Source organism: Enterococcus sp. LJL120 (genome assembly GCF_054871765.1).
Window position 1 is genome coordinate 57,635 of sequence record NZ_JBTXLV010000004.1, and the last position, 24,100, is coordinate 81,734.

The window sequence follows — 24,100 nt, forward strand, 5'->3', positions numbered from 1 at the left end:
TTAAAGTCCTCCATTCAAACTGGTTACATCTTCAAAAAATTGCGGATAAGAAACGGCAACCGCCTCCGCTTGTTCTAATTCAACAGTTCCATCCTTTACTAAAAGGGCCGCAATTTGCAGCATCATGCCAATCCGATGATCGCCATAGCTGGTGACAGCAGCTCCATGAAGCGGTGTCGGTCCGTTGATAATCAAACCATCTGCTGTTGCGGTGATATCAGCGCCCATTTTTTTCAATTCGGTAGCGACAGCATCAATCCGATTGGTTTCTTTAACTTTTAATTCCTCAGCATCTTTAATGACGGTTTGCCCGGTGGCTTGTGTCGCTAATAAAGCGATGATCGGCAGCTCATCAATCAAACGGGGAATAATAGCACCGCCGATTTCAGTTGCCTTTAGTGAGCTAGTTTTAACGGTTAACGTAGCGCTTTGATTTTTTTCATCGACGGTACTTTCTGTTAAGCTGCCCCCCATAGCTTGAATCACTTCTAAAATACCAGTGCGGGTTGGATTAATCCCAACATTTGTCAGCGTTACCTCGCTATTAGGTACAATTAAGCCGGCAGCCAAGAAGAAGGCCGCTGAAGAAATATCTCCTGGAACAATCACCGACTGAGCAGTAAATGTTTGCGGGCCGGTAATCTTTATTTCTCGACCCGTCACCTCAATTGTGCCGCCAAATTGGCGAATCATTTCCTCGGTGTGATTGCGGGAAGCCACTTTTTCAATTATGGTGCTGGTGCCTTGGGCTTGTAGCGCTGCAAAAATAATTGCAGATTTAACCTGCGCACTGGCTACTGGCATCTGATAGTCAATTGGCTTTAACTTTTTTTGGCCGACAATCGTAATTGGCGGCAGTTCACCACCGGCTGCGCCAATTAAATCCGCGCCCATTTGGTTTAAAGGATTCATGACACGGGCCATCGGTCGTTTGTTTAATGAAGCATCTCCTGATAACACACTAGTAAAATCTGTGCCGGCTAAAATCCCCATGATTAAACGGGTGGTCGTGCCGGAGTTGCCCATTTCTAAAACGTCTGCCGGTTTTTTTAAGCCAGCAAAACCAACGCCATCAACGGTAATCGTTTCACCGTCGTCTTGAATGTTGACGCCTAAATCTTGAAAGGCTTTGAGGGTCGTCAGGCAATCCTCCCCCCGCAGAAAATTTTTGATTGTCGTCTGCCCCTTGGCTAAAGCGCCAAACATAATACTGCGATGGGAAATAGATTTATCCGCAGGCACTTCAATTTCGCCGACTAAACCATCGACATTTGTCAATAACTTCATAACGAACTCCTTTTTTCAACTAGAAACTTTATTTAATCCGACAATGGTAATTGGTTTTGGCTTCTATATAAGCCTTGCCAGCTTCTAAATCTTTTTTTGTTTTAAAAGAGACCTGTAAGACTCCAATAATATCTTCACGGGTTTCTAAAATTTTCAAATTAATAATCGAGATGCCCGCCTCACCTAACAAACCGGTAACCTCAGCAATCACCCCCGGCACATCTGGTACATCAATAAATAAATCATTAAAAGCGGGAATCGCACCATTTTCATGAACAGGTAGTTTGTCTCGGGTATCTTTGGCGGAATCAAAAAAATGATAAATCGCCGATTCGTCTTCAATCGCTAACCAATGGGTAATATGGGTCATCAGCCGTTGCCACTCGCTAATTTCCTCCAATAAAGTTTCCCGGTTGCTGATTAAAATATCTGTCCACATCTGTGGATCTGACGAAGCGATGCGGGTAATGTCACGAAAGCCCCCAGCCGCTAGCTGTCTAGCTCTGGGATAGGTTTGACTAAAGACATCACTTTGATTGACCAACCCCGCCGCAATAATATGCGGCAAGTGACTGAGCATCCCGGTGATTTGATCGTGTTCATGGGCCTCCAAGTGCACAAATTTCGCCCGAGTCTGACTTAACATGGCTTCCAATTTTTTAACAGCGGCTGGATTTTCTTCAGCGTTAGTGAAAATGTAATAGGCATTTTCAAATAAATCTGGATTGACGGCTTGAATTCCCGATTTATGGGAACCGGCCATTGGATGCCCACCGACAAAGGTAAAGGGCAACTCTTTGGCAAACTTCACGACCTCTTCTTTGGTACTGCTGGCATCGGTGACAATCACACTGCTTTTTAATGGCAGCTGCGCTAAAAGCTGCAGTTTCTCAAGACAGGATTTGACAGGAATCGCCAATAAAATAATATCCATCTCTGCGGCTACGGCTTCAATGCTGGGCGCAATCTGGTCAATAACTTTTTTTGCTAAAGCGATTTTTTCTGATTCTTTATTTTTATCCCAGCCGAAAATTTCAACGGCTGGATTTTGCTGTTTGAGATTCAACGCGAGGGACCCGCCGATTAATCCTAAACCAATCACTAAAATTTTTTCATTTTGTTGGGGCATTTTCTAAGCTCCTTTGCGTAAATTATCTATCGGCTACAAATGATTTTTTATTTTTTGCAGCCTGAGTTTGAAAATTAATAATTTTTCAGATACTCACGATAATCCGCTACGGCCGCTTGCAATTCTTCAAAGGAATCGCTGGAGAATTTTTCCAACACTTCGGCGGCTAAGACCGTTGCTACAACATTTTCACAGACAATCGAAGCCGCTGGTACCGCCGTGCTGTCAGAACGTTCAACACTGGCTTTATAAGGTTCTTTTGAATCAATATCGACACTCATCAATGGCTTGTATAAAGTCGGAATCGGCTTCATGACACCTCGAACGACAATCGCTTCGCCGTTGGTCATCCCGCCTTCAAAGCCACCTAAATTATTACTTTTACGGGTGTAGCCATTGCTTTCATCCCAGATAATTTCATCCATCACCTGTGAGCCGGGACGATTGGCCATTTCAAAACCAAGGCCAAAGGAAACACCTTTAAAGGCATTGATACTGGTAACAGCTTGGGCAATTTTAGCATCCAGTTTTTTATCCCATTGAACGTAACTACCTAAGCCGGCTGGCACACCGCCGATAACCACCTCAACGACGCCGCCAATCGTGTCGCCATTTTTTTTCGTTTGGTCAATCAGCGTTTTCATTTCTTCTTCCACGCTAGCATCTAAAACTCTAACCGGAGAAGCTTCTGAAATTGTCTGAATTTCTGTGACAGTTAAATTTTCGGGAACCGTCGCTTCGATACCGCCTAAAATAACCACATGACCGGCAACTTCAATGTCTAATTCTTTTAGTAATTTTTTGGCAATGGCGCCAATTGCCACCCGCATGGTTGTCTCTCTAGCCGAAGAACGCTCTAAAACATTTCTCAAGTCTGCATGATGGTATTTTTGTCCGCCAACCAAGTCGGCATGACCGGGTCGGGGCTTACTTAGACGCCGCAACTTGCGATCTTTTTCCGGCACTTCTTCAATTGCCATCACCTTAGTCCAATTCTTCCAGTCTTTATTTTCAACCACCATGGTCACCGGTGAGCCCAAAGTTTTTCCGTGCCGCACTCCAGAGGTAAAGCGAACCTGATCTTTTTCAATCAGCATCCGGCCGCCGCGACCATAGCCGCCTTGTCTTCTGGCTAATTCAATATTAATATCTTCTGCTAAAAGGGGCATCCCTGCCGGCAAGCCTTCGATAATCGCGGTTAATTCCGGACCGTGGGATTCTCCTGCTGTAATGTAGCGCATGTGTTAATTCCTCTTTTCTAAATAATTCTTCATCGTTTCAATCGGAATCGTGACAATTTTTGCTTTGCCAATCTTTTCCAGTAAAATAATTTTAATTGCGCCGCCCCGTGTTTTTTTGTCGTGGGTCAAGGCTTCATACAAAGCTTGTGGATGCCAAGGCTCCTGCTTAATTGGCAAATTAAATTTTTGAATCAGCTGAATCAGTTGCTCAGTGATTCCTGCTGGCATTTCCCCTTTAGCTTCAGCAACCTCAGAAATTTTGACCATGCCGATTGCCACACCTTCTCCGTGGGTAACAACACCATAACCGCTAGTATTTTCAACCGCGTGGCCGATTGTATGGCCAAAGTTTAAAATCAGGCGTTGACCATTGTCAAACTCATCTTCCTCCACCACGGCTTTTTTAATTCTCAGACAAGCTAAGATAACTTCTGTTGCATTTTGTAACAAATCTGCTTCGCCGCTGAAACTAGACAGTAATTGCCAGAGTTCTTCATCGGCGATAGCAGCATACTTAATAATTTCAGCAATGCCTTCTCTGACTCGTCTTGTTTCAAGAGTCAGTAAAGTAGCAATATCAATCAAGACGCCATCTGGCTGCCAAAAGGCTCCCACCAGATTTTTGGCACGACTTGTATTGACTCCTGTTTTGCCACCAATACTTGAATCTACTTGAGCCAAAAGAGTTGTCGGCACTTGCAGAAAATGAATGCCCCGCATATACGTCGCTGCCACAAAGCCAGCTAAATCCCCAATGACACCGCCGCCTAAAGCTAAAATGCCATCACTTCTCGTCATTTGATTATCGGCTAAAAAGTCATAGCAGGCGGCGGCTTGGCTTAAAGATTTAGATTGTTCGCCTACTGGAACAACTAATTTACAAACAGCAAAGCCCGCTGCTTTCAGGGACTCTTCAACCGTCGTCCCATAAAAGCTGTCCACTGTTTGATCAGTGATGATTGCAATTTTTTGTGCTTGCCAAATTGTTTTGGCCCAGTTGCCGACTTGTTTTAAGCCTTGATTTTCAATTACAATTTGATACTGGTGTTGCGGCAAATTAATTTGTAAATCCATCAGACATTTACCGGATTTTCTAAAGCGGCAATTTCCTTCATGGCTTTTTCCATAATTTGAACTTCCTTCATCATTTGCAGGTAAGTTTTTTCATTTAACGATTGCGGGCCATCTGACCAAGCATTGGCTGGATCTGGGTGAATCTCAACAATCATACCATCAGCACCGGCAGCAACTCCCGCCCGAGCCATTGGTGTTACTAAATCCCAAATGCCGGTACCGTGACTTGGATCGACAATAATCGGAAAGTGACTTAATTTTTTAATCAATGGTACAGCACTTAAGTCAAACGTATTTCTGGTAGCTGGCTCGTAAGTCCGAATACCCCGTTCAATAAAAATCACGTTATTATTATTTTGCACGGCAATGTATTCTGCGGCATTTAACCACTCATCAATCGTACCGGAGATGCCTCGTTTTAAACCGATTGGCTTGCCGGTTTTGCCGACCTTCGACAAGAGTTTGAAATTTTGCATGTTGCGGGCACCGATTTGTAAAATATCACTGTAGGCAGCGACCATGTCGATGTGTTCTTCGTCCATCACTTCAGTAATGACTTGCATATCGTATTTATCAGCAGCGGCCCGAATGTATTTCAAGCCTTCTTCTTCTAAGCCTTGGAAAGCGTAAGGTGAAGTTCTTGGTTTAAAAGCGCCACCCCGTAAAACTTGCGCTCCGCCAGCTTTGGCCATGCGGGCTGTTTCCATAATTTGTTCTAAGCCTTCAATTGAACAAGGGCCTGCCATTGTGACAAAGTTTTCATTGCCACCAATTTTCACACCATTAACATCAACAATCGTGTCTTGCGGATGAAATTCCCGTGAAGTTAATTTGTAAGTATTGGAAATTCTGACTGTGTTTTCAACACCTTCGTAACTGTTGAAAGCCACGTCTTGCATATTGTGGGTGTCACCGATTAAACCGATGACGACTTGTTCTTTCCCTTGATTGACTTGAACTTCCAAGCCTTCTTCTTGAATTCTTTTTAACACTCGTTCTAATTGCTCTTTAGTAGCTCCTGGTTTCATAATTACGATCATTTTTAGTTCCTCCATTAATTTCGCTTTTTTTTTAATTCGTTTTATAAATTAGCGTGTATCAGTTATTTTCAATAATTGGTTTGACCACATCAATCGGCATTGCTTGACCAGTCCATAATTCAAAGGCAGCTGCTCCTTGATATAACAGCATACCCAAGCCATTAGAAGTTTTGGCGCCACGGGCTTTGGCTTCTTTTAGTAATTTTGTTTCCCGTGGAGTATAGATGATATCCACGACGGCTAAATCTTTTGTGATAATATCAAAGTTTTTGATTGTCGAAGCCTCCGTGTTGGGTTTCATACCGACGCCGGTTGCATTTGTCAAAAGAACACTTTCAGCAACATCTTTTGCTAGAGCCGCTTCATCTGCTAGATCATTTAAAACTATTTTACAGCCGGTACTTTCTGCGATGGTTTGCAGAGTTGCTTGAATTCTTTCGAAAAATTCATCCTTGATGTTATAAACGGCGATTTCTTTCACGCCGTCAAGGGCTGCTTGGACAATAATCGCAGTGGCTGCTCCACCGGCTCCGGTAATCGTCATTTTTTTGCCGATAATGTCAACGTCGATATCTTTTAAGCTGCGCATAAAACCGATGCCGTCTGTGATATGGCCGGTTAGTTTGCCATCTTGATTGACGATGGTATTAATGGCCCCGACTAATTTAGCAGCATCACTTAATTCATCCATCAATGGAACCGCCGCAATTTTGTTTGGCATGGAAAGATTAGCACCTAACATTTCTAAATTACGGATGGAATCGATGGCCCGTTCGATGCGATCTGTTCCGAGGTCAAAAGCCAGATAGACTGCATCAATCCCTAAGGCTTGAAAGCCTGCATTTTGAATCATGGGAGAAACGCTGTGGCGAATCGGTGTCGCAAATAAACCAACTAATCTTGTGTGTCCTGTAATTTCCTTTGTCATATAAAAATCCCTCCAAGTGTCTTTCCTAAAAATAAAAAGCGAGGTGCCCATTGTAAATTTTTTGAAAATCTACAGTGGGTCCCCCGCAAAAAAGGATAATAGAAAAGCCACAATAGATTAATCATCTACGTGGCTGAAAGTCGTTACAAATTTCTCTAGCCATCATAGATACAAACGGTTGTCTGCACCCATGACGTTCATGAATACAAACTCATCTAAAATAGCTAAAGTAGTAATTATTCAGTTTTTGGGAATTTGTGATTTGCATCATCATCGCTCCAAACTGTTTTTTAGGTTGAACTCAGTATATTTCTTTTAAAATCAGAAGTCAACAATTTTTTCATCATTTTTTAATTTTTCTTTTTGAAAACGATTTAAGCCTGCGCATTTTCTTTATGAGTAAAAGCGAAAAGGAAGCCGCCAATAATGAACAAGACGATTAAACTAGCGATTCCGTACTGGGAGTTGCCTGTTAAATTAGTCATCAAACCAAATAGCAACGGTCCTAAAATTGCCGAAAACTTGCCGAAAATATTATAAAATCCAAAGAATTCATTGGAATGTTCTTTCGGAATCATCTGGGCAAAGTAAGACCGGCTCAAGGCTTGAATCCCTCCTTGAGAAGTTCCCACCAGAATACCCAAAATCCAAAAATCTAAAACTGTATCCATAAAGAGTGCATAAATACAGATAAAGGTGTAGACCCCGATTGCGACTAAAATCAACGGCTTGTTACCAAAACGCTTGGCCATCTTGCCGTATAAAATCGTAAAAGGAAATGCGATGAAATTAATCGCTAATAAAATAATAATCAACATATTAGAATCGACACCCATGTCAATCCCAAAGGAAGTCGCCATTGTGAAAATAGTATCCACGCCATCAATGTAAAAGAAATAGGCAATCAAAAAATAAACAATTTGTTTGTACTTGCCGATTTCCCGAATCGTCTGACCCAAGCGCTGCAGGCTGACCCTGACCGGATTTTTAATATTGGGAATTGAAAATTTTTGATGAACATTTTTTAGAAATGGCCAAGAAAACAGTAGCCACCAAATACCGGTTAGTACAAAACAAACTTTAGTAGTCAAAACCGTACCAAGCAAACCAAAACCGTCTGTCACTTGCAAAATCATCACAAAGACAAAGAGCAACGCACTGCCGACATAGCCCATGCCGTAGCCCATAGATGAGACATCATCCATTCGCTCGTCTTCAGTGACATCCACCAAAAAACTGTCATAAAAAATATTGGCCCCTTGATAGCCCATATGAGAAATAACATAGACCACCAGCATCGCCATCCAGCTTTTATCCGGCACTAAGGCTAAGGCAAAGGTCATGATAATGCCTGAGAATGCAAACAAGTTAAATAATTTCTTTTTCTTGCCTTTGTAATCGCCTAAAGTTCCTAAGATAGGTGCGGATAAACTGATGAGTAATGTAGCAAAGGAGCTGGCATATCCCCAGTAAGCCGTCGAAGTCGCATTGGAAATGCCGGCTTCTCCAGCGACAAATTTAAAATAAATCGGTAATATTGCGGTGACAATCACCAACGAATAAGCGGAATTCGCCCAGTCATATAAAATCCAACCCTTTTCTTCTTTGGTATAACTATTCCAAAACTTCATTTGGTACCTCCTCGTTATTTTCAAAAATTTCTAGCAAGGTGCGCCCCGCAACAATTTGCGGAAAATTCAAATCTAAAATTTTGGCAAAAGTTGGTGCTTCATCAATTAAATCTGCATTTTCAATCACTTTTCCTTTGGCAATCCCCCCTCCATTAATCATCAAAGTTGTCGCGTAATTTTGTTTATCTGGCGAAAAACCATGAACCGCCCGATAACGTTCCGGTTGGCCAATCGTCGTTGGATTAACTTCCTCCAAGACTTCTCCAACAGCTTCATCAATAAAATAATAACCCCGTTTGGCTTCTAGCATAAACGTTACGTTTGGCGCAGCGCCTTTTTGACCAGCCTGCTCTGTCGTATAAATGTGGGAGATGCCGGGAATTGTTTTCAGAAGTTCACGGATTTCCCGAGGCTCTACAAGACTTTTGCGGTCCACATAGATATAGCAGGAACCGTCACAGCTTTTAGCATACACCTGCCAGCCCTTGGCAACTGTGCCATCTTTTTTTGCTTTTTGCCAGCCTTGAGCAGCAAACAAACTATTTAGGCGAATCATCTGACTGACATCAATTTGATAATGATCTCCTAAAATGACAAAGGTGGTGTCGGCAAAAGTTCCAGCAGTTTTTGTCGCATCAATAATTTGCTGAACCCGCAAATCTTGCCGCCGCAAAGCTGCCTGGGACTCTGTTGAAAGGACACCATAACGATGACGCATACTATCTAAATCCACCAGATGGATCATCGTCAAATCCGGCTGCTTAGTTAACAGCGTATCGACAGCGCAGGCGGCAATAAAATCGTCTAAGTTGGGCTGTTGAATACCATTGCGGAGATGACCAAATTTTTGATTCATTTCCAAAAGAAATTTCGGCGAGCTGGCGCTCAGGGAACGAATCACTTGATTGGTCCAAATGCGATTCGGAAAAATTTCGGCGATATTGTAATCAATTGTTTTACTCTTGGCTGTCACCGGCCAAAGAAAAGCCGCCGTGGTCATGCCAGCTTGTTTAGCTAAATCATACAAGGTGGGCACTTGGACATCCTTTTGATACCAATACCAATCGGGAGATTTGCGGCCCGGCTGAATTTTTGTATTGTTAATCACACCATGGGTTTTCGGATATTCTCCTGTCACAATTGTGGTGTGGGAAGGATAAGTGAGGGTTGGATAAATGCCCCGAATATTTTTTACATGGGTCGCTTGATTGCGAAAAGCTTTTATGTTGGGCAGATGCTCCAAGTCCCCGCTTAAATCGCTGGCTCCCATGGCATCGATGGAAATAATCACCATTTTTTTCACGTTTTTTAACCGCCCTTTCTCTTTCCTTTAATTATAACAGAGGGCAAAAGGGGTAGAAAAGGAAAAGTGTTATTTCTTTAAATAAAAAAATTTGCGGTCTGCTTTCTAACGGTTTATTTTTTTTTAATCAGAGTTACTTAATTTTTTTTGCTTTAAAAAAAATCTGGCCATCTCCTGCAAAATAAAAAGTTCCTTCCAAAATAATCTGGAAAGAACTTCTCATTAAATTTTTTTCTTTGTACATACCTGACGTTTACATAACTTCCGGTAGCTCTTCCATCTCTTCAAAGAATAATAAGAGGTCACTTAAGGTTAATTGTTGTTTTTCAGCAGCATCTAAATCCTGAACAATGCGGCCATTTTTCAAAACCAATAGCCGATTACCGTAATTTAAGGCATCCTCCATACGATGTGTAATCATCAGACAGCTTAAGGCTTCCTCTTGGATTTTTTGATCCGTCAGAGCCATCAACTGACGAGAGGTTTTCGGATCGAGGGCGGCAGTATGTTCATCTAATAACAGTAAGTCCGGTTTTTGAATCGTTGCCATCAATAAACTGAGGGCCTGCCTTTGCCCGCCAGAAAGCAAACCAGTTGGAGTATCTAAATGATTTTCTAAGCCGTTGCCGATTTCCGCGCACAATTGAATAAATAATTCCCGCTGATTTTGCAAATTGCGGGTAACTAATTTACGGGACTGACCACGCTTTTGAGCCAGTAATAAATTTTCAGCGACGGTCATTCTTGGGGCCGTTCCCATTTTTGGGTCTTGGAAGACTCGTGATAAATAAGCGGCCCGCTTTTCTTCGCTTTCTTTGGTAATTTTTTTATCTTGAATAAAGACATCGCCGCTAGTTAAACTCAAGCTGCCGCTAATCGCATTAAACAACGTCGATTTTCCGGCACCGTTGCCGCCTAATACTGTCACAAATTGGCCGGCTTCAATTTTCAAATCTACGTGATCTAAAATTGTTAAATGCTCATTGGGGCCATTATGAATCACTTTGGTGGCTTGCTGTAATTCTAAAATTGCCATTATTTTGCCCCCTTTTCAAAGCCGGTCACCAAATTCAAACTTTTCTTTAACTGTGGAATCATCAAGCAGACAGCAAGAACGGCTGCTGAGAAGATTTTTAGATAAGTGGTATCAAAGCCAGCGCGAATCACTAATAAAATCAGCAATTGATAAATAATGCTGCCGACAATAATTGCAATTAAGCGTTCCGTAAAAGTCAGCTCGCCATATAAAACTTCCCCGATGATAATTGAGGCTAAGCCAATTACAATCACACCAACGCCACGGCTGACATCGGCATAGCCGTCATTTTGTGTAACGAGGGCGCCCGATAGAGCGATAACACCATTCGATAAGGTTAAGCCGAGAATTTTCATGAAATCCGTCTTAATACCAAAGGAGCGGGCCATCGATTCATTATCCCCGGTTGCGATATAAGCTTGGCCTAAATCGGTGTTGAAGAAAAATAATAGCAAACCAATCAGCAAACCAACCGCAATCAGTCCTACAAAAATCATGTCATAATAAGGCGGCAAATTTAAATTGGTAAAAAAATCTTGAATCCGCGGTTGATTCCGCAAAGAAAGGTTTGGCGTCTGCATAACAAAGAGCATTACAGAATTTAATGCAGACATTACTAGAATCCCTGCCAAAATAACGGGAATTTTTCCTTTCGTATATAACATACCTGTCACAAAGCCAGCGGCCATGCCGGCTAAAACTCCTAAGAGGGTCGCCAGCACAGGATGAATTCCCTGGACAATTGCCGTCGCACAAACGGCACCACCGAGACCGAAAGTTCCTTCAGTAGTCATATCAGGAAAATTTAAAATCCGATAGGTCATAAAAATTCCCAAACCTAAAATGCCCCATAATAAACCTTGTCCGATTGATGAAACGAGCATTACTCTTCTCCTCCTAAGTCAGTGGCGTCACTTACAATATCAGCTGGAATGGTGATGCCCAATTTTGCTGCCTGTTGTGAATTGATAATGGTTTCGCCTTCTGTAAATAAATAAACCGGTGTTGCTGCCGGGTCAGCGCCATCTAAAATTTGCGCTGCCATCTTACCCGTTTCCACTCCAATTTGGAATTGATTTAACCCAATCGTCGCAATGCCGCCTTGTTCCACCATCGTATCAACGGAGGGAAATATTGGTGTGTTGGCAGCGTCCGCTTCTTGAACAACGGTTTCCATCGCATTGGCAATCGTATTATCCAAAGGAATAAAAATATAATCGACTTGGGCGGCCATCACCTGAACGGTTTGGGCAATTTCATTGCTGGAATTGACAGCAAACAATTTCGTCTCCACACCTAGATCGGCAGCCGCTGCTTGCGCTTGGGCAACCTGCGCTTGTGAATTATCCTCAGCAGAAGAATACAAAATACCAACCGTTGCAGCCTCCGGTAAAATTTCTTGAGCCAATTGTAAAACAGCGGCAACTGGTGTTTGATCGGAAACGCCGGTGATATTGCCCCCCGGCTCATCTAAATCAGCAACTAAACCGGCTCCAACTGGATCAGTGACTGCTCCAAGGACAATTGGAATTTCTGTCGTGGCATTGGCCAAAGCTTGCGCCGCTGGTGTGGCAATCCCTACTAAGACATCTGACCCTTCAGAAATTAATTGCTGGCTCATCGTGTTTAAGCGGCTTTGATCCGCTTGACCGTTTTGAAATTCAATGGTTAAATTTTCTCCTTCAACGTAGCCGCTCTCTGCTAAGCCTTCAATAATCCCTTGATGAATTTGATCCAAAGCATTGTGACTGACATATTGTAAAATTCCGACGGTTTTCATTTCAACAGCGCTGCTTTCAGTTGTTGAATCAGCTGTTGAATCGGCTGAATTACTCTGTTGCCCTAATTGATAGGCAAAAAAGCCCACTAAAATGACTGCGATAACAGCGACACTTGCGATTAATCCTTTGTTTTTCATTTAAACTTCCTCCAATAATTTCCCGTTTTAGTTGTTGCTTTTACAGCTAACTACATTGACCTTTTTAAAGTTTTCTCCCATTTTACAAGCCATTGAAGTCAAAAAAAGACCCCATAGATGTTAGTCTATGCGGTCGAAGGTTTCGTCTGAAATACTCTTGGCATAGATACGGTTTTAGAAAACTCTAAAAAGTCGTATCTATCGAGCCTCGACAAATACAACTTATCTGCGCCAATTTTGCCATGAAAATTTTGATAAATGCATTTGACTTGCCCCTTCCAAAAAGATTTTTGATTTGCAATTAGTCTACCGAATCTTCTGACAAATTGCAATAAGAAAATGAAAAAAATATGAGGTTTTTTTAATCAAAGTCTGTCAGAGGTAATTTTCTGCTTAGTACACAGCGAACACATCTAGTTTCTAGATGAATTTCAAAGATGCGTTCAATTTGATAGTCTAAAGAAATTTTCTTTCTGTGTAAGATTCTTCTGTACAAAGAAGCTCAATTTTAGTTTTATTAACTCAATTCCCTGATTCGTCAAATAAGCTATCTGAACCCCAGTCCAACTTTCTTTCCCTCGATCTGTATTTAATAATTGTCTAAATACTGCAAAAACTAGTACAATAGAATTACTGAAAGAAATTTACGAGTAGGCATTTCTATGCATCTCAACGATCAACTGATGGATTATGTCAGACCTTTTTTTGACGTCTTTGTCTTTATTTTAAGCAGTGCTTCCATTTTGATTTTGATTATCGGTGTTGTTCATGCGCTGATTCAATTTGGTCGCAGCCAGCTTTCCAAAAAGACCTGGGGCAATCCTAACTATGATAATACCATCATAAAAAATAAATTAGGCAGTTATATTTTGCTCAGCTTGGAAGTGTTGATTGCCGCTGATATTATCGAATCGGTCATTAATCCAACTTTAGCAGATATTTTTAAATTAGCTGCTCTTGTCGTTATCAGAACGGTCATTTCCTACTTTTTAGCCAAGGAAATAAAAGATTTTGAGATTATTCAAAAATAATAAGCGTTTTCTTATTCTTGTGGTACAATTAATTTATAAAAAAATTAACACAAGGGGGAAACCAAATGAGTACCATTCAAGGAACACCAATTGACAAAATCACCAAAGAAAATCCGTTATTTTCAAATTTTCGGGCTACAATTGAAACTGCCTTCTATGGCAATCACGTGACTAAGATTAAAACGATTGCTGAAGCTTATGAGCTGGCAAAAAAAGCGCCTGGTACAATTGTCACTGATTTGCCAGTTTATGAACCAAAACGTCAAGGCATTCCCCATGACGCAAAAATTTTAGTCAATAATGATGGGAAAATTTTTGGTCGGACGGCTGCTGCCAGACGTATTATCGGCCAACCTGGTGTCAAAAGCGCAGAGCTTGCCGGTATCTTAAGGGAGGCTGTTTACCACAGTACCTTCAAGGAATATTATCACGGTGAAGTCGTTGTCGGCTTAGACGCTGACTTTATGGTGCGCTCGCATATTATGCTGCCAAAGGGCTTTGAAGCTGATTTTTATTCTTATCTATTAAACTTCCAAATTATGAATGACGAATACAAAAAAATGTACAAGGATTCTAAAGAATATACAGAGGGCGATATTTATATTTACGGCGATCCGACTTGGAGCCATCCGGATTATCCCCTTGGCTTAGCTTTGTTTGATCCCGTTCATAATACCGCTGCTATTTTAGGACTACGCTATTTTGGTGAATTCAAAAAAGCGACCTTGACTTTAGCTTGGGGCTTGGCTCACCGCAATGGCTTTGTTTCTTGTCACGGTGGGATGAAACAATATCAACTACCAGATCGCAAATATACGATGGCGGCCTTTGGTCTTTCCGGCTCCGGAAAATCAACCATTACTTTAGCCAAACATGGCGACAAGTATGATGTCAAAGTTTTACACGACGATGCCTTCGTTATTTCTAAAAAAGACGGCACAACCACCGCTTTAGAGCCTGCTTACTTTGATAAGACGCAGGATTACCCGATGGCGGATGAAACGGTGAAATATTTCTTAACCTGTCAAAATATCGGCGTGACCTTGGATGAAAAAGGTCAAAAAGTTTTAGTCACCGAAGATATTCGTAACGGTAACGGCCGGACCGTAAAATCGCGTTTTGTAACACCGAATCGGGTTGACCATTTAGATGAAAAAATTGATGCGATTTATTGGATTATGAAGGACGATTCACTGCCACCGATTGTGCGGATTGATGATCCGGTATTGGCAGCTGTTTTCGGAGTAACCTTGGCAACAAAACGTTCGACTGCCGAAAATGTCGTGCCTGGAACCGACTTAGACGATTTAGTAATTGAACCTTTTGCTAATCCATTCCGCAGCTATCCTTTAGGAGAAGATTACAAAGATTTCCGTGATTTATTCTCCATGCAGGACACTGCCTGCTATATTTTAAATACTGGTTTCTTCAACGGCAACAAAGTGACACCAAAAGATACTTTAGGTAGTATCGAATCCGTTGTAGAAGACAAGGCGAAATTTGTCGACTTTGGCCCGATGACCGCGATGAGCTATTTACCGGTTGAAGGACACGAGCCTGATTTCACTGACAAAGAATATGTCACTCGCCTAAGAAAACGGATGGAAAATCGGTTGAACTTTATTTTAGAAATGAAGGAATCAAACGACGGCTATAATGCCCTACCGGAGGAAACCTCCCTATTGATTCAACACTTAATTTTAGAATTGGAAAGTTTCCAAGGCTAAATAAACAGCAACGCCTGCAATCTTTAAAGATTGCAGGTTTTTTTGCGGAATTGGTATTCATTGGTATCTCTAGCGTTTTCCGTTATAATGAAACAAGCAGTTTGAAATAGAAATGAGGAATAGTTATGTCATTTGATGGCGTTTTTACCCATGGGATGGTCAAAGAACTCAGCGCTTTATTAATCGGCGGCCGAGTTTCAAAAATCCATCAGCCCTACCCTAACGAAGTTGTTTTTGTGATTCGCTCGCAAGGAAAAAATCACAAATTATTATTAAGTGCCCATCCAAGTTATGCTCGAGTGCAAATCACGACAATTGCATACGGCAATCCTGATACTCCGCCGAATTTTGTGATGATGCTCCGTAAGCACTTAGATGGAGCCATTTTAGAAAGTATTCAGCAGCAGGATAATGATCGCGTGATGCTGTTTCATTTTAATAAACGGGATGAATTAGGCGATTTGCAAAATATTCAGCTGATTGTTGAATTGATGGGCCGCCACAGTACCATCGTCTTGGTGAATCAAGCCAGCGGCAAAATTCTCGATGCCATTAAGCATATCGGCTCGTCGCAAAATACCTATCGCTCCCTCTTACCCGGAGTAGACTATATTGAACCGCCAAAACAGGAACAAAAAAATCCTTTTACAGTTGAAAAAGAAACCGTCTTTGATATTCTTTCAAGAGCGCCTGAATTAACGGGCAAATATTTACAGGCGAACTTTCAAGGTCTTGGCTGGGACACCGCCAATGAGCTGGCCTTTTTATTGACGGAACACCCGCAGGAAAAAATGCGGGTCTGGGATAATTTTTGGCAAAAAGCGCAAACACAAATAGAGCCCAGCTATAGTCAAAAGGACACAAAAGATTATTTCACCCTCTTCCCCTTTGAAACTTTGGGAACTCCGGTGGCAACCTTTGCCAGTCTCAGCTTATTGCTAGATGATTATTATGGAGACCGGGCAGAAAAAGATCGCGTCAAGCAACAGGGAAATGAATTGCTAAAACGGGTTGAAAACGAATTGAAACGCAATCAAACAAAATTAGCCAAACGCCAGCAGACCTTAAAAGACTCGGAAAATGCCGAGGATTTCCGACGAGATGGCGAACTGCTGACAACCTTTATGGCGCAAGTGCCTAAAGGAGCCAGCGAAGTCACCTTGGCCAATTATTATGATGAGGATCGACCTTTAACGATTCCTTTAAACCCAGCTTTGACGCCCAACCAAAATGCGCAAAAATATTTTAATCGCTATCAAAAATTAAAAAATGCGGTCAAACTGGTGCATCAGCAAATCCAAGAAAGCAAAGATGAAATCAATTATTTAGAGTCTCTGCAATCTCAATTAGATTTGGCATCTCCCCGCGATCTTGAGGTGATTAAAGAAGAAATGACCAGCCAAGGCTATCTCAAAAAAGCCAGCAAAAAACGCAAAAAGGAACAGCCGTCAAAACCGGAAGTCTTTACCAGTTCAGACGGCACGCAAATTCTAGTCGGCAAAAATAATCTGCAAAACGATCAGCTGACCTTAAAGACTGCTCGAAAAACCGATGTCTGGCTGCATGCCAAAAATATTCCCGGCTCCCATGTCATCATCAAAAGTGACAATCCCAGTGAGGAAACGTTATTGGAGGCGGCAGAATTGGCAGCTTATTTCTCAAAATATCGCCAATCAGCCCAAGTTCCGGTCGATTATGTCCAAGTCAAATTTGTCCATAAACCAAACGGTGCCAAGCCGGGTTTTGTGATTTACGAAAATCAAAAAACGCTATTTGTCACACCAGAGGAAGAAAAAATTAATCAACTGCGAAAATAAGTTTTTAGCTGAAGGTAGAGCAGCACCATTTAACAAAGCTTAAGTTAAATGCCAGCCACGCTCTTCCTTCAGCCATTTTTATCTACTGAAGGGAGTTTTAAAATGGATTATATTAAAGATCTTCGAAAACTTGTCGGCCACCAAAAAATCATTTTAAATTTTGTTGGTGCTTGTATCGTCAACGAAAAAAAGCAGATTCTGCTGCAAAAAAGAGCGGATAAACAAGTCTGGGGTTTTCCCGGAGGAGCCGTTGAATTGGGGGAATCTTTAGAGGAAGCTTTAATTCGTGAAATCAAAGAAGAAACCGGACTTGAGGTAAGGATTAAAAAGTTACTAGGGATTTATTCTAAATATGAAGACCACTATCCAAACGGTGATATTGCTCAGCCAATCACCCATTTCTTTTTGGTAGACGTTCACGGTGGACAGCTTACTAAAAGCAATACTGAATCATTGGCTTTACAATACTTTTCTTTGTCTGATTTTCCGCCACTGGTCAATCAGCAGCATGAAGATATTAAAACAGATATTGAAAAATCCCTTAAAGCTGATTGGTCCTCTGAAATGAAGCTCAGATGAAGAGTCAGCTCTCTTTTAGATAAAAAGAGGATCTGCTTTGTTCTAGGATAATTCAATAATCGATAGCTCAGCTCGCTTGTATCATTTAATAAATTTTAACAAACGCGTCACAAAAAATTCTGCCACCATTAAGCTGTTGCTCTCCCGCAAAGTTTCTGTGACCATTTCCTTCTGCTGAAAAAAATCTGTGATTTGCCGTCTCCTAAATGGAATTAAATTTATCGGCAGCTGATTTTTGGCAAAATATTTGATAGCTCTTGTCTCCGCCCCATCATTAACTAATTTTCCACCACAGATTCTACCAACAAAGATTTCTTGTTGGTCTTGATGTTTCGGCAAAGTGTATAACCCAATTTTTTTCTCAATTACTACTTCTAGGCCAGTTTCTTCCAAAACTTCGCGAATAGCAGCGACTTCAGCCGTTTCCCCTGACTCCACACCGCCACCGGGTAAATCCCAAAAGGGAATATCTCTGCGTTTTACTAATAAAATTTTTTCCTGAGCATCCGTCAGAATGGTAAAAGCACCTTTTGTCTGCATGTAATTTCTCCATTTAGCTATTTTAGTTTACATAATTATATTACCGTAAAAAATGTTTTAAGTCTCTACTTATACTACCATTTTTTCACAGATTAATGGTTTCTCATAAAATTATGCTAAACTAATTTATACCTTTGATTTAACTACTAGCGATAGGAGATAGTGCCAATGGATTATTTTGAGACTCAACAGCTACAGCTGACATCTGAAATTATTGAATTACTTGCGGATTGTTTTGCAACCTATGACGATCAAGCAGCTTTGAAAGCTAGAATCAGTCCCCTAATAGAAGCTCCTGATACTAATTTTTTTGTTGCGAAAAATCAGCAGCAAACTGTTGGTCTCTTGATTACTAAAAGGGCAGAAAATAATTTTCTGATTGAGGCATTGGCAGTCACCGCCAAATTGCGCCACCAACATATCGCTTCTGAACTCATTGGCTTTTTTATAAAAAGTAAACAGCCTCAGCAAATTAGCCTTGAAACAGATGATGATAGTTTGCTATTCTATCAAAAAAATCGGTTTGAGCTTGTCAGAAGCGAACTAAAATATCAAAACTGCCGCCGTTACACCTTACTTTGGCAGGCCGAAAAAAACACCACTGAACCGTAATTCGGCATAGTGGTGTTCATCTTTATTTGATTATTTGCTGAAATTTTTTAATAAACTGCTGAGCAACTTGGCTTAATGGCCGTTTTCTAGAGTGGATAATATAAAACGTATTGTTTGGGGACTCAGCTAACGGAATTAAGCGAATGACCTCTTTGGCGGGGCCAATCACTAACCCCGACCCAGAAGCGTAGGCCTCAGTAGCCGTCAAAATATTGACCAACGTGCCCCGATCGCTTGTATAGATGACTTGCTCTTGTTCAGGAATTTCAACTAAGTCTTCCGCAAAATAAGGAAAATTACTGCCGTCTTGCGTGAAGCGCACCTGAGGATAGCCAACTAATTCCGCCAAGTGAATTTCCTTTTGTTCTGCCAACGGATGCTGCTTGCCTAAAAAGATATGGGTCTGAAAATCTCCGACTGCAAAATAATCCAGCTCCGCTTGCTCAAGGTACCGTTTGATTCCAGCCCGGTTATGCTCATTTAAATAAATCAAGCCAATTTCTGAATAAAAATTGCGGACATCTTCAATAACTGTCCCTGTCGTCGTTTCATGAATGCGAAATTTTTTAATGGAGGCGCTAGTCTCCGCTAAAAGCTCAGCCACCAATGTCCCTAAAAAATCATAATGCTGAGAAGCAATCGAAAAAGTATCGCTGACCTCTTGATTGTGGTAGCGATTTTCAAAGAGCTCCATCTGTTCAATAATTTTTTCGGCACCGGCTAAAAATTCTTTTCCCTCTTCGGTTAAATAGGCGCCCCGATTTGTGCGGGTGAACAGGCTGATTTTAACCTCAGCCTCTAATTCCTTGATGCCGTTGGATAAGCTGGGTTGCGTTATAAATAATTTTTTACTAGCCTCACGGAAGCTGCCGCTGTTGGCAACAGCAATCACATAGCGTAATTGTTGGATATTCATGTTTAACCACCGTAATAATCAACTTGGCGCTCCTTTAACTCCTGTAATGGGCGGCTGTTGTTCTCCGCCACGTCTTCACGAAACAGGTCGATAAAATCCAGTTTCATCTTGCCGATTGTATCAAAGACAAACCAATTGATTGGGCCTTTGGTCGGCGGCGTTGTTAACGAGCCGACATAGTGATAGTGGCTGCGTTTTTCCGGCAGAAAAATCACCGGATTGAATTCCTGAAGATGGTTCGCAAAATCCCAGATAGTATCCGGTTGATTGTTAAAAATTTTGCCCTCATCCTCCGTCAAATCAAATAAGACACCTAAAACTAAATTTTCCCCTGCTGCGTTCATATGCACAAGATGAAATTCTAAAGGTTGACGCTGATTTTCTATCACATGCTCACTAGGCATATGAAAATGAATATCAGTCAAATGATATTCTATCTTATTAAACACTACAAAACTCTTAGTGTCAAAGGGCACAAAGTGAATCGTATTTTTAAATTCTTTTTCAGTAAATAACTCTTTTTGGTAGTGAATGCTGAGGGCTTGATAGGTTGAATTATCCGGCTGACAAATACTTTGCGTTAAAGCAATTGGGGATTGCAGCGGAAATTTAGCTCCTTCAGCAAACCAATCACAAAGGGTGTGCCAGTTTTCCGGTCCACGCTCTCCAGAATAACCCCACTCGACGTCCATGTTCTTAATTTTTGCCACAACAAAAACCTCCAAAAAAAAATTTAAAAATAGTCTACCTTTTCAAAGATAGCGATTTTTAAATAAAATGGCAATCTAAACTAACTAGATTTACCCTTCATAATTTTTCAATTACTTAAAATTCTTGAAGGATTTTCGCATCAAAAAAGACTGCCCCATAAGCTTTTAGCAAAACAAACGCTCCGAATTTCTGTAATAAATGCTATTGTAAAATCTGAATTCACGGTTCTGAATTAATTAATCAGAGATACACAGGCATTTATTTATCCTGCCGACTTACTAAATCGCAGGAATAGCATTAAAAAATTCGGAAAATCTTCTTCAGTAAAACTTAAGAACAGTCTCTTTAACATTTTTATTTCAACCAGTTAGCAGGATCTTTTTTCCATTCTTTTAACAGAGCAACGTCTTTTTCATCGATGTAATTCATCTCAAGAGCAACATCAATTAAAGTCGAATAGTTGGTTAAGGTTACCAGCTCTACATTTTTTTCAGCAAAGTTAGCTTGGCCTTTTGGCAGTTCATAGGTGAAAATTGCTGCGACACCTAAAACATCTGCCCCTTCTCTCGTTGCGGCTTCAGCGGCTTCTAGCACGCTGCCGCCAGTAGAAATCAAGTCCTCAATTACAACCATTTTCTGGCCTTCAAAAATGCGACCTTCAATTTGGTTGCCTTTCCCATGGTCTTTTGCTTTTGAGCGGATATAGACCATCGGCAAATCTAAAATTTCTGCTACCCAAGCAGCATGGGGAATACCAGCCGTTGCAGTGCCAGCAATCACTTGTACCTCTGGAAAAGTTTCTTTAATTTTTTCCGCTAGGCCTTGAGCAATTTCCCGGCGAATTTTCGGATAACTCATGGTGATGCGGTTATCGCAGTAAATCGGGCTTTTAATGCCGCTCGCCCAAATAAAAGGTTCGTTGGGGCTTAAAAAAACCGCCTCAATTTCTAATAAATCTTTTGCAATATTTTCTGCCACTGCCATTTAATTTTTGCTCCAATCTTTTTTGATTTCTAGATAGCTTTGATATGGATTATCCGCTTGTGTTATCGGCCGCCCTACCACAATATAAGAAGATCCAATCTCCTTTGCCTGAGCTGGAGTCACCACACGTTTTTGATCGCCAACCGCACTTTCAGCAGGACGAATACCAGGTGTCAGACAGATAAAATCTGGATTCGTTGCCTGATGAATGTCGGCAACTTCTAGAGCCGAGCAGACAACGCCGGCTAAGCCCGCTTTTTCAGCACATTTTGCATAATGGGCGACACTTTCAGCTAAACTGACCTCGATTAATTGGTCTCGATGCATCTGGTCTTCACTCGTCGAGGTTAATTGAGTCACCGCAATTAATTGCGGCACAGTTTGCCCCTCAGCAGTCCCCGCTTTTAATCCTTTTAAAGCAGCCGCCATCATTGCAACCCCGCCAGCAGCGTGAACGTTGGTAATTGACACATTTAATTTTGCAATTCCCTGCATCGCTTTTTCAACCGTATTAGGAATGTCGTGTAGTTTTAAATCCAAGAAAACATCATGGCCTAAAGATTTTAACCAGCGAACAATTTCCGGTCCCTCTTGATAAAAAATTTCCATCCCCACTTTGACAAAGAGGTTTTCGCTTGCGGGAAAATTTTCTAAAAATGCTGCAATTTCTTTTCGACTAGCAAAATCTAAAGCGATAATCGGACGTGAATCCATTAACATAGACGGTTCTCCTTTTTGAAAAAAATTATTTAACCAAACTTGGCCGGGTCATGGCAACTTCATTAATTAATTCTTGTAATGACGTAATTCCTAGCTCTGCCATCCGTTGTGGTAAAGCGTCGATCAATTTTGGACAGATGTAAGGGTCAGTGAAGTTCGCTGTTCCCACCGCCACAGCGCTAGCACCCGCCATAAACATTTCTAAGACATCATCGACTGTTTGCACGCCCCCCATGCCGATAATCGGCAAGCTGGTCGCCTGTGCCACTTGATGAATTAAACGAATTGCGACAGGTTTAACAGCTGGTCCTGATAAACCGCCAGTTTGATTGGCTAAAATTGGTTTGCGGGTTTTTAAATCAATTCGCATCCCTAATAAAGTATTAATCATTGAAATGCCATCTGCTCCACCAGCCTCAACTGCTTGAGCAATCGGCACAATGTCAGTGACATTAGGTGATAATTTAACATAAATCGGAACAGATGCCACTTTTTTGACAGCTTCTGTCAAACTAAAGGCAACATCCGGTTGTGTCCCAAAGGCAATTCCGCCGTGTTTCACATTCGGACAAGAAATATTTAATTCAATTGCTTTAACATTCGGTGCGTCACCAATCCGACTGCAAACCTCCACGTAATCTTCTTCACAAGAACCAGCAACATTGGCAATAATCGGCAGCTCTTGATATTGTTCTAAGCTTGGTAAAATTTCTGTCATCACGACTTCTAAGCCGGGATTTTGTAAACCAATCGCATTTAGCATGCCGCTGGGTGTTTCAGCAACTCGCGGTGTTTCATTTCCAAAACGAGCTTTCGGGGTCGTCGCTTTAATCATGATTGAACCTAATTGATTTAAATCATAATAATTACTGTACTCTTTACCGAAACCAAAACAACCACTGGCGGGCATAATTGGATTTTTTAAATGCAAGCCGGGGATTTCAATTGCTAAAGGATTTGTCATTTATAAAACCACCTTTCCTGCTTGGAAAATCGGACCATCATCACATACTTTTACATATTTAGTGCCCGTTTCATCATCCTGCAAATGACAAACGCAGGCATAACAAGCCCCCATCCCGCAGGCCATCCGTGATTCTAAAGATAATTGAACATTATCATGATCAGTAAAAATTGTTTCCACGGCTCTTAACATGCCGTTAGCGCCGCAGGCAAAAACCGCTTTGGCTTGACGCTGTTGGGTAATTTCCTGCAATAAACCGCCGACGTTTCCATGATAAGCAAAACTGCCGTCATCTGTTGCAAAAAAAGTTTCTCCTAAAGCTTCAAATTCCTCACGATAATAGGCCACCTCAGCAGAGGCATAGCCTAAGAAATGAACAGGTTTTGCCCCAATGGCCAACAAGGCTTTTGACAATTGATATAAAGGCGGAATGCCAATCCCGCCGCCGACGATAAAGACTTCATCGCCAGCTTGAATATTTTCTAAAGAAAAGCCATTGCCTAATGGACCCATCACATCAATTTGATCGCCAGCTGACATTTCTGAAAAAACTCTTGTGCCATCGCCCTCCACCCGATAAATAATTCGACAGGTGCCGGCTGCTTGATCAATATGATTTAAACTGATTGGTCGCCGCAATAATAAATCAGCTCTAGGAACCAACAGATGAATAAATTGTCCGGGTGTCTGCATTTCTTTGACCAGCTCACCTTGTAACGTCATCTCAAAAATTCTGGGAGCCAATTGGCGTTGTTTGGCAATTGTCATAATCTCTTGTTTCATTGGGACATGTCCTCCATTTCTTGACAGAAAATTGCGATTTTTTCTTATGTACTAGACTACAACTTCCTTTTTACTATACCACCTGACACTCAAGATAGACAGTCTTCACTGAAAAATGAGTGTCAGGTA

The 24,100-nt window shown here is 41.4% G+C and carries 23 protein-coding genes; 5 read left to right on the forward strand and 18 right to left on the reverse strand.

Annotated elements, in window-relative coordinates; translation table 11 throughout:
* The 11 genes from aroA to trpX form a co-directional block, all read right to left on the reverse strand.
* Positions 1 to 1,287, reverse strand: coding sequence for a 3-phosphoshikimate 1-carboxyvinyltransferase (gene aroA / locus ACYSNU_RS07755; RefSeq protein WP_461736611.1), 1,287 nt, complete (start codon positions 1,285 to 1,287; stop codon positions 1 to 3).
* Between the two features lie 28 nt (positions 1,288 to 1,315).
* Positions 1,316 to 2,416 carry a prephenate dehydrogenase gene (locus ACYSNU_RS07760; protein WP_461736612.1) on the reverse strand — a complete coding sequence of 367 codons (1,101 nt, stop codon included), beginning with the start codon at positions 2,414 to 2,416 and terminating at the stop codon, positions 1,316 to 1,318.
* A 74-nt stretch (positions 2,417 to 2,490) separates the two neighbouring features.
* Positions 2,491 to 3,657 (reverse strand): chorismate synthase, encoded by a 1,167-nt coding sequence (gene aroC / locus ACYSNU_RS07765; RefSeq protein ID WP_461736613.1) that lies wholly within the window; start codon positions 3,655 to 3,657, stop codon positions 2,491 to 2,493.
* A 3-nt stretch (positions 3,658 to 3,660) separates the two neighbouring features.
* Positions 3,661 to 4,731 carry a 3-dehydroquinate synthase gene (gene aroB / locus ACYSNU_RS07770; RefSeq protein ID WP_461736614.1) on the reverse strand — a complete coding sequence of 357 codons (1,071 nt, stop codon included), beginning with the start codon at positions 4,729 to 4,731 and terminating at the stop codon, positions 3,661 to 3,663.
* A complete protein-coding gene (gene aroF / locus ACYSNU_RS07775) occupies positions 4,731 to 5,771 on the reverse strand; it encodes a 3-deoxy-7-phosphoheptulonate synthase (protein WP_461736615.1) in 1,041 nt (346 codons plus the stop codon). The genes aroB and aroF overlap by 1 nt, the downstream gene beginning before the upstream one ends.
* Before the next feature lie 58 nt (positions 5,772 to 5,829).
* On the reverse strand, positions 5,830 to 6,699 hold the full coding sequence (aroE, locus tag ACYSNU_RS07780; protein ID WP_461736616.1) for a shikimate dehydrogenase: 870 nt from the start codon (positions 6,697 to 6,699) through the stop codon (positions 5,830 to 5,832).
* Positions 6,700 to 7,073: 374 nt separating this feature from the next.
* Positions 7,074 to 8,330, reverse strand: coding sequence for an MFS transporter (locus ACYSNU_RS07785; protein ID WP_461736617.1), 1,257 nt, complete (start codon positions 8,328 to 8,330; stop codon positions 7,074 to 7,076).
* The gene (locus ACYSNU_RS07790) at positions 8,314 to 9,624 is read right to left on the reverse strand and encodes an alkaline phosphatase family protein (RefSeq protein ID WP_461736916.1); all 1,311 of its coding nucleotides are present in this window, start codon (positions 9,622 to 9,624) and stop codon (positions 8,314 to 8,316) included. The genes ACYSNU_RS07785 and ACYSNU_RS07790 overlap by 17 nt, the downstream gene beginning before the upstream one ends.
* Before the next feature lie 262 nt (positions 9,625 to 9,886).
* Complete coding sequence (locus tag ACYSNU_RS07795; RefSeq protein WP_461736618.1) at positions 9,887 to 10,669, reverse strand: ABC transporter ATP-binding protein; 783 nt, start codon at positions 10,667 to 10,669, stop codon at positions 9,887 to 9,889.
* On the reverse strand, positions 10,669 to 11,553 hold the full coding sequence (locus ACYSNU_RS07800; RefSeq protein ID WP_461736619.1) for an ABC transporter permease: 885 nt from the start codon (positions 11,551 to 11,553) through the stop codon (positions 10,669 to 10,671). Before ACYSNU_RS07800 ends, ACYSNU_RS07795 begins: the two co-directional genes overlap by 1 nt.
* Positions 11,553 to 12,587, reverse strand: coding sequence for a tryptophan ABC transporter substrate-binding protein (trpX, locus tag ACYSNU_RS07805; protein WP_461736620.1), 1,035 nt, complete (start codon positions 12,585 to 12,587; stop codon positions 11,553 to 11,555). Before trpX ends, ACYSNU_RS07800 begins: the two co-directional genes overlap by 1 nt.
* A gap of 662 nt (positions 12,588 to 13,249) precedes the next feature.
* Between trpX and ACYSNU_RS07810 the strand changes: the two genes are divergently transcribed.
* The 4 genes from ACYSNU_RS07810 to ACYSNU_RS07825 all read left to right on the forward strand — a co-directional run bounded on the left by ACYSNU_RS07810 (position 13,250) and on the right by ACYSNU_RS07825 (position 17,741).
* Positions 13,250 to 13,618, forward strand: coding sequence for a DUF1622 domain-containing protein (locus ACYSNU_RS07810; protein ID WP_461736621.1), 369 nt, complete (start codon positions 13,250 to 13,252; stop codon positions 13,616 to 13,618).
* A 65-nt stretch (positions 13,619 to 13,683) separates the two neighbouring features.
* Positions 13,684 to 15,345 carry a phosphoenolpyruvate carboxykinase (ATP) gene (locus ACYSNU_RS07815; protein ID WP_461736622.1) on the forward strand — a complete coding sequence of 554 codons (1,662 nt, stop codon included), beginning with the start codon at positions 13,684 to 13,686 and terminating at the stop codon, positions 15,343 to 15,345.
* A 125-nt stretch (positions 15,346 to 15,470) separates the two neighbouring features.
* Positions 15,471 to 17,162, forward strand: coding sequence for a fibronectin-binding protein EfbA (gene efbA, locus ACYSNU_RS07820; RefSeq protein ID WP_461736623.1), 1,692 nt, complete (start codon positions 15,471 to 15,473; stop codon positions 17,160 to 17,162).
* 102 nt (positions 17,163 to 17,264) lie between these two features.
* Positions 17,265 to 17,741 (forward strand): NUDIX hydrolase, encoded by a 477-nt coding sequence (locus ACYSNU_RS07825; RefSeq protein ID WP_461736624.1) that lies wholly within the window; start codon positions 17,265 to 17,267, stop codon positions 17,739 to 17,741.
* An 81-nt stretch (positions 17,742 to 17,822) separates the two neighbouring features.
* Here the strand turns inward: ACYSNU_RS07825 and ACYSNU_RS07830 are convergent, their stop codons facing one another.
* Positions 17,823 to 18,281 carry an NUDIX hydrolase gene (locus ACYSNU_RS07830; protein WP_461736625.1) on the reverse strand — a complete coding sequence of 153 codons (459 nt, stop codon included), beginning with the start codon at positions 18,279 to 18,281 and terminating at the stop codon, positions 17,823 to 17,825.
* Positions 18,282 to 18,449: 168 nt separating this feature from the next.
* Between ACYSNU_RS07830 and ACYSNU_RS07835 the strand changes: the two genes are divergently transcribed.
* A complete protein-coding gene (locus tag ACYSNU_RS07835) occupies positions 18,450 to 18,893 on the forward strand; it encodes a GNAT family N-acetyltransferase (protein ID WP_461736626.1) in 444 nt (147 codons plus the stop codon).
* A gap of 22 nt (positions 18,894 to 18,915) precedes the next feature.
* On the opposite strand, the gene ACYSNU_RS07840 is transcribed toward ACYSNU_RS07835, so the two are convergent.
* The 6 genes from ACYSNU_RS07840 to ACYSNU_RS07865 form a co-directional block, all read right to left on the reverse strand.
* Positions 18,916 to 19,809: a LysR family transcriptional regulator gene (locus tag ACYSNU_RS07840; RefSeq protein WP_461736627.1), complete on the reverse strand. Its 894-nt coding sequence runs from the start codon at positions 19,807 to 19,809 to the stop codon at positions 18,916 to 18,918.
* Between the two features lie 2 nt (positions 19,810 to 19,811).
* Positions 19,812 to 20,501, reverse strand: a complete 690-nt coding sequence (locus ACYSNU_RS07845) for a carbonic anhydrase family protein (RefSeq protein WP_461736917.1) — start codon at positions 20,499 to 20,501, stop codon at positions 19,812 to 19,814.
* 373 nt (positions 20,502 to 20,874) lie between these two features.
* Positions 20,875 to 21,504 (reverse strand): orotate phosphoribosyltransferase, encoded by a 630-nt coding sequence (pyrE, locus tag ACYSNU_RS07850; RefSeq protein WP_461736628.1) that lies wholly within the window; start codon positions 21,502 to 21,504, stop codon positions 20,875 to 20,877.
* Complete coding sequence (pyrF, locus tag ACYSNU_RS07855; RefSeq protein ID WP_461736918.1) at positions 21,505 to 22,218, reverse strand: orotidine-5'-phosphate decarboxylase; 714 nt, start codon at positions 22,216 to 22,218, stop codon at positions 21,505 to 21,507.
* A gap of 31 nt (positions 22,219 to 22,249) precedes the next feature.
* Complete coding sequence (locus ACYSNU_RS07860) at positions 22,250 to 23,188, reverse strand: dihydroorotate dehydrogenase (RefSeq protein ID WP_461736629.1); 939 nt, start codon at positions 23,186 to 23,188, stop codon at positions 22,250 to 22,252.
* On the reverse strand, positions 23,189 to 23,971 hold the full coding sequence (locus ACYSNU_RS07865; protein ID WP_461736630.1) for a dihydroorotate dehydrogenase electron transfer subunit: 783 nt from the start codon (positions 23,969 to 23,971) through the stop codon (positions 23,189 to 23,191). It abuts the gene before it with no gap.
* Positions 23,972 to 24,100: the final 129 nt, after the last annotated feature.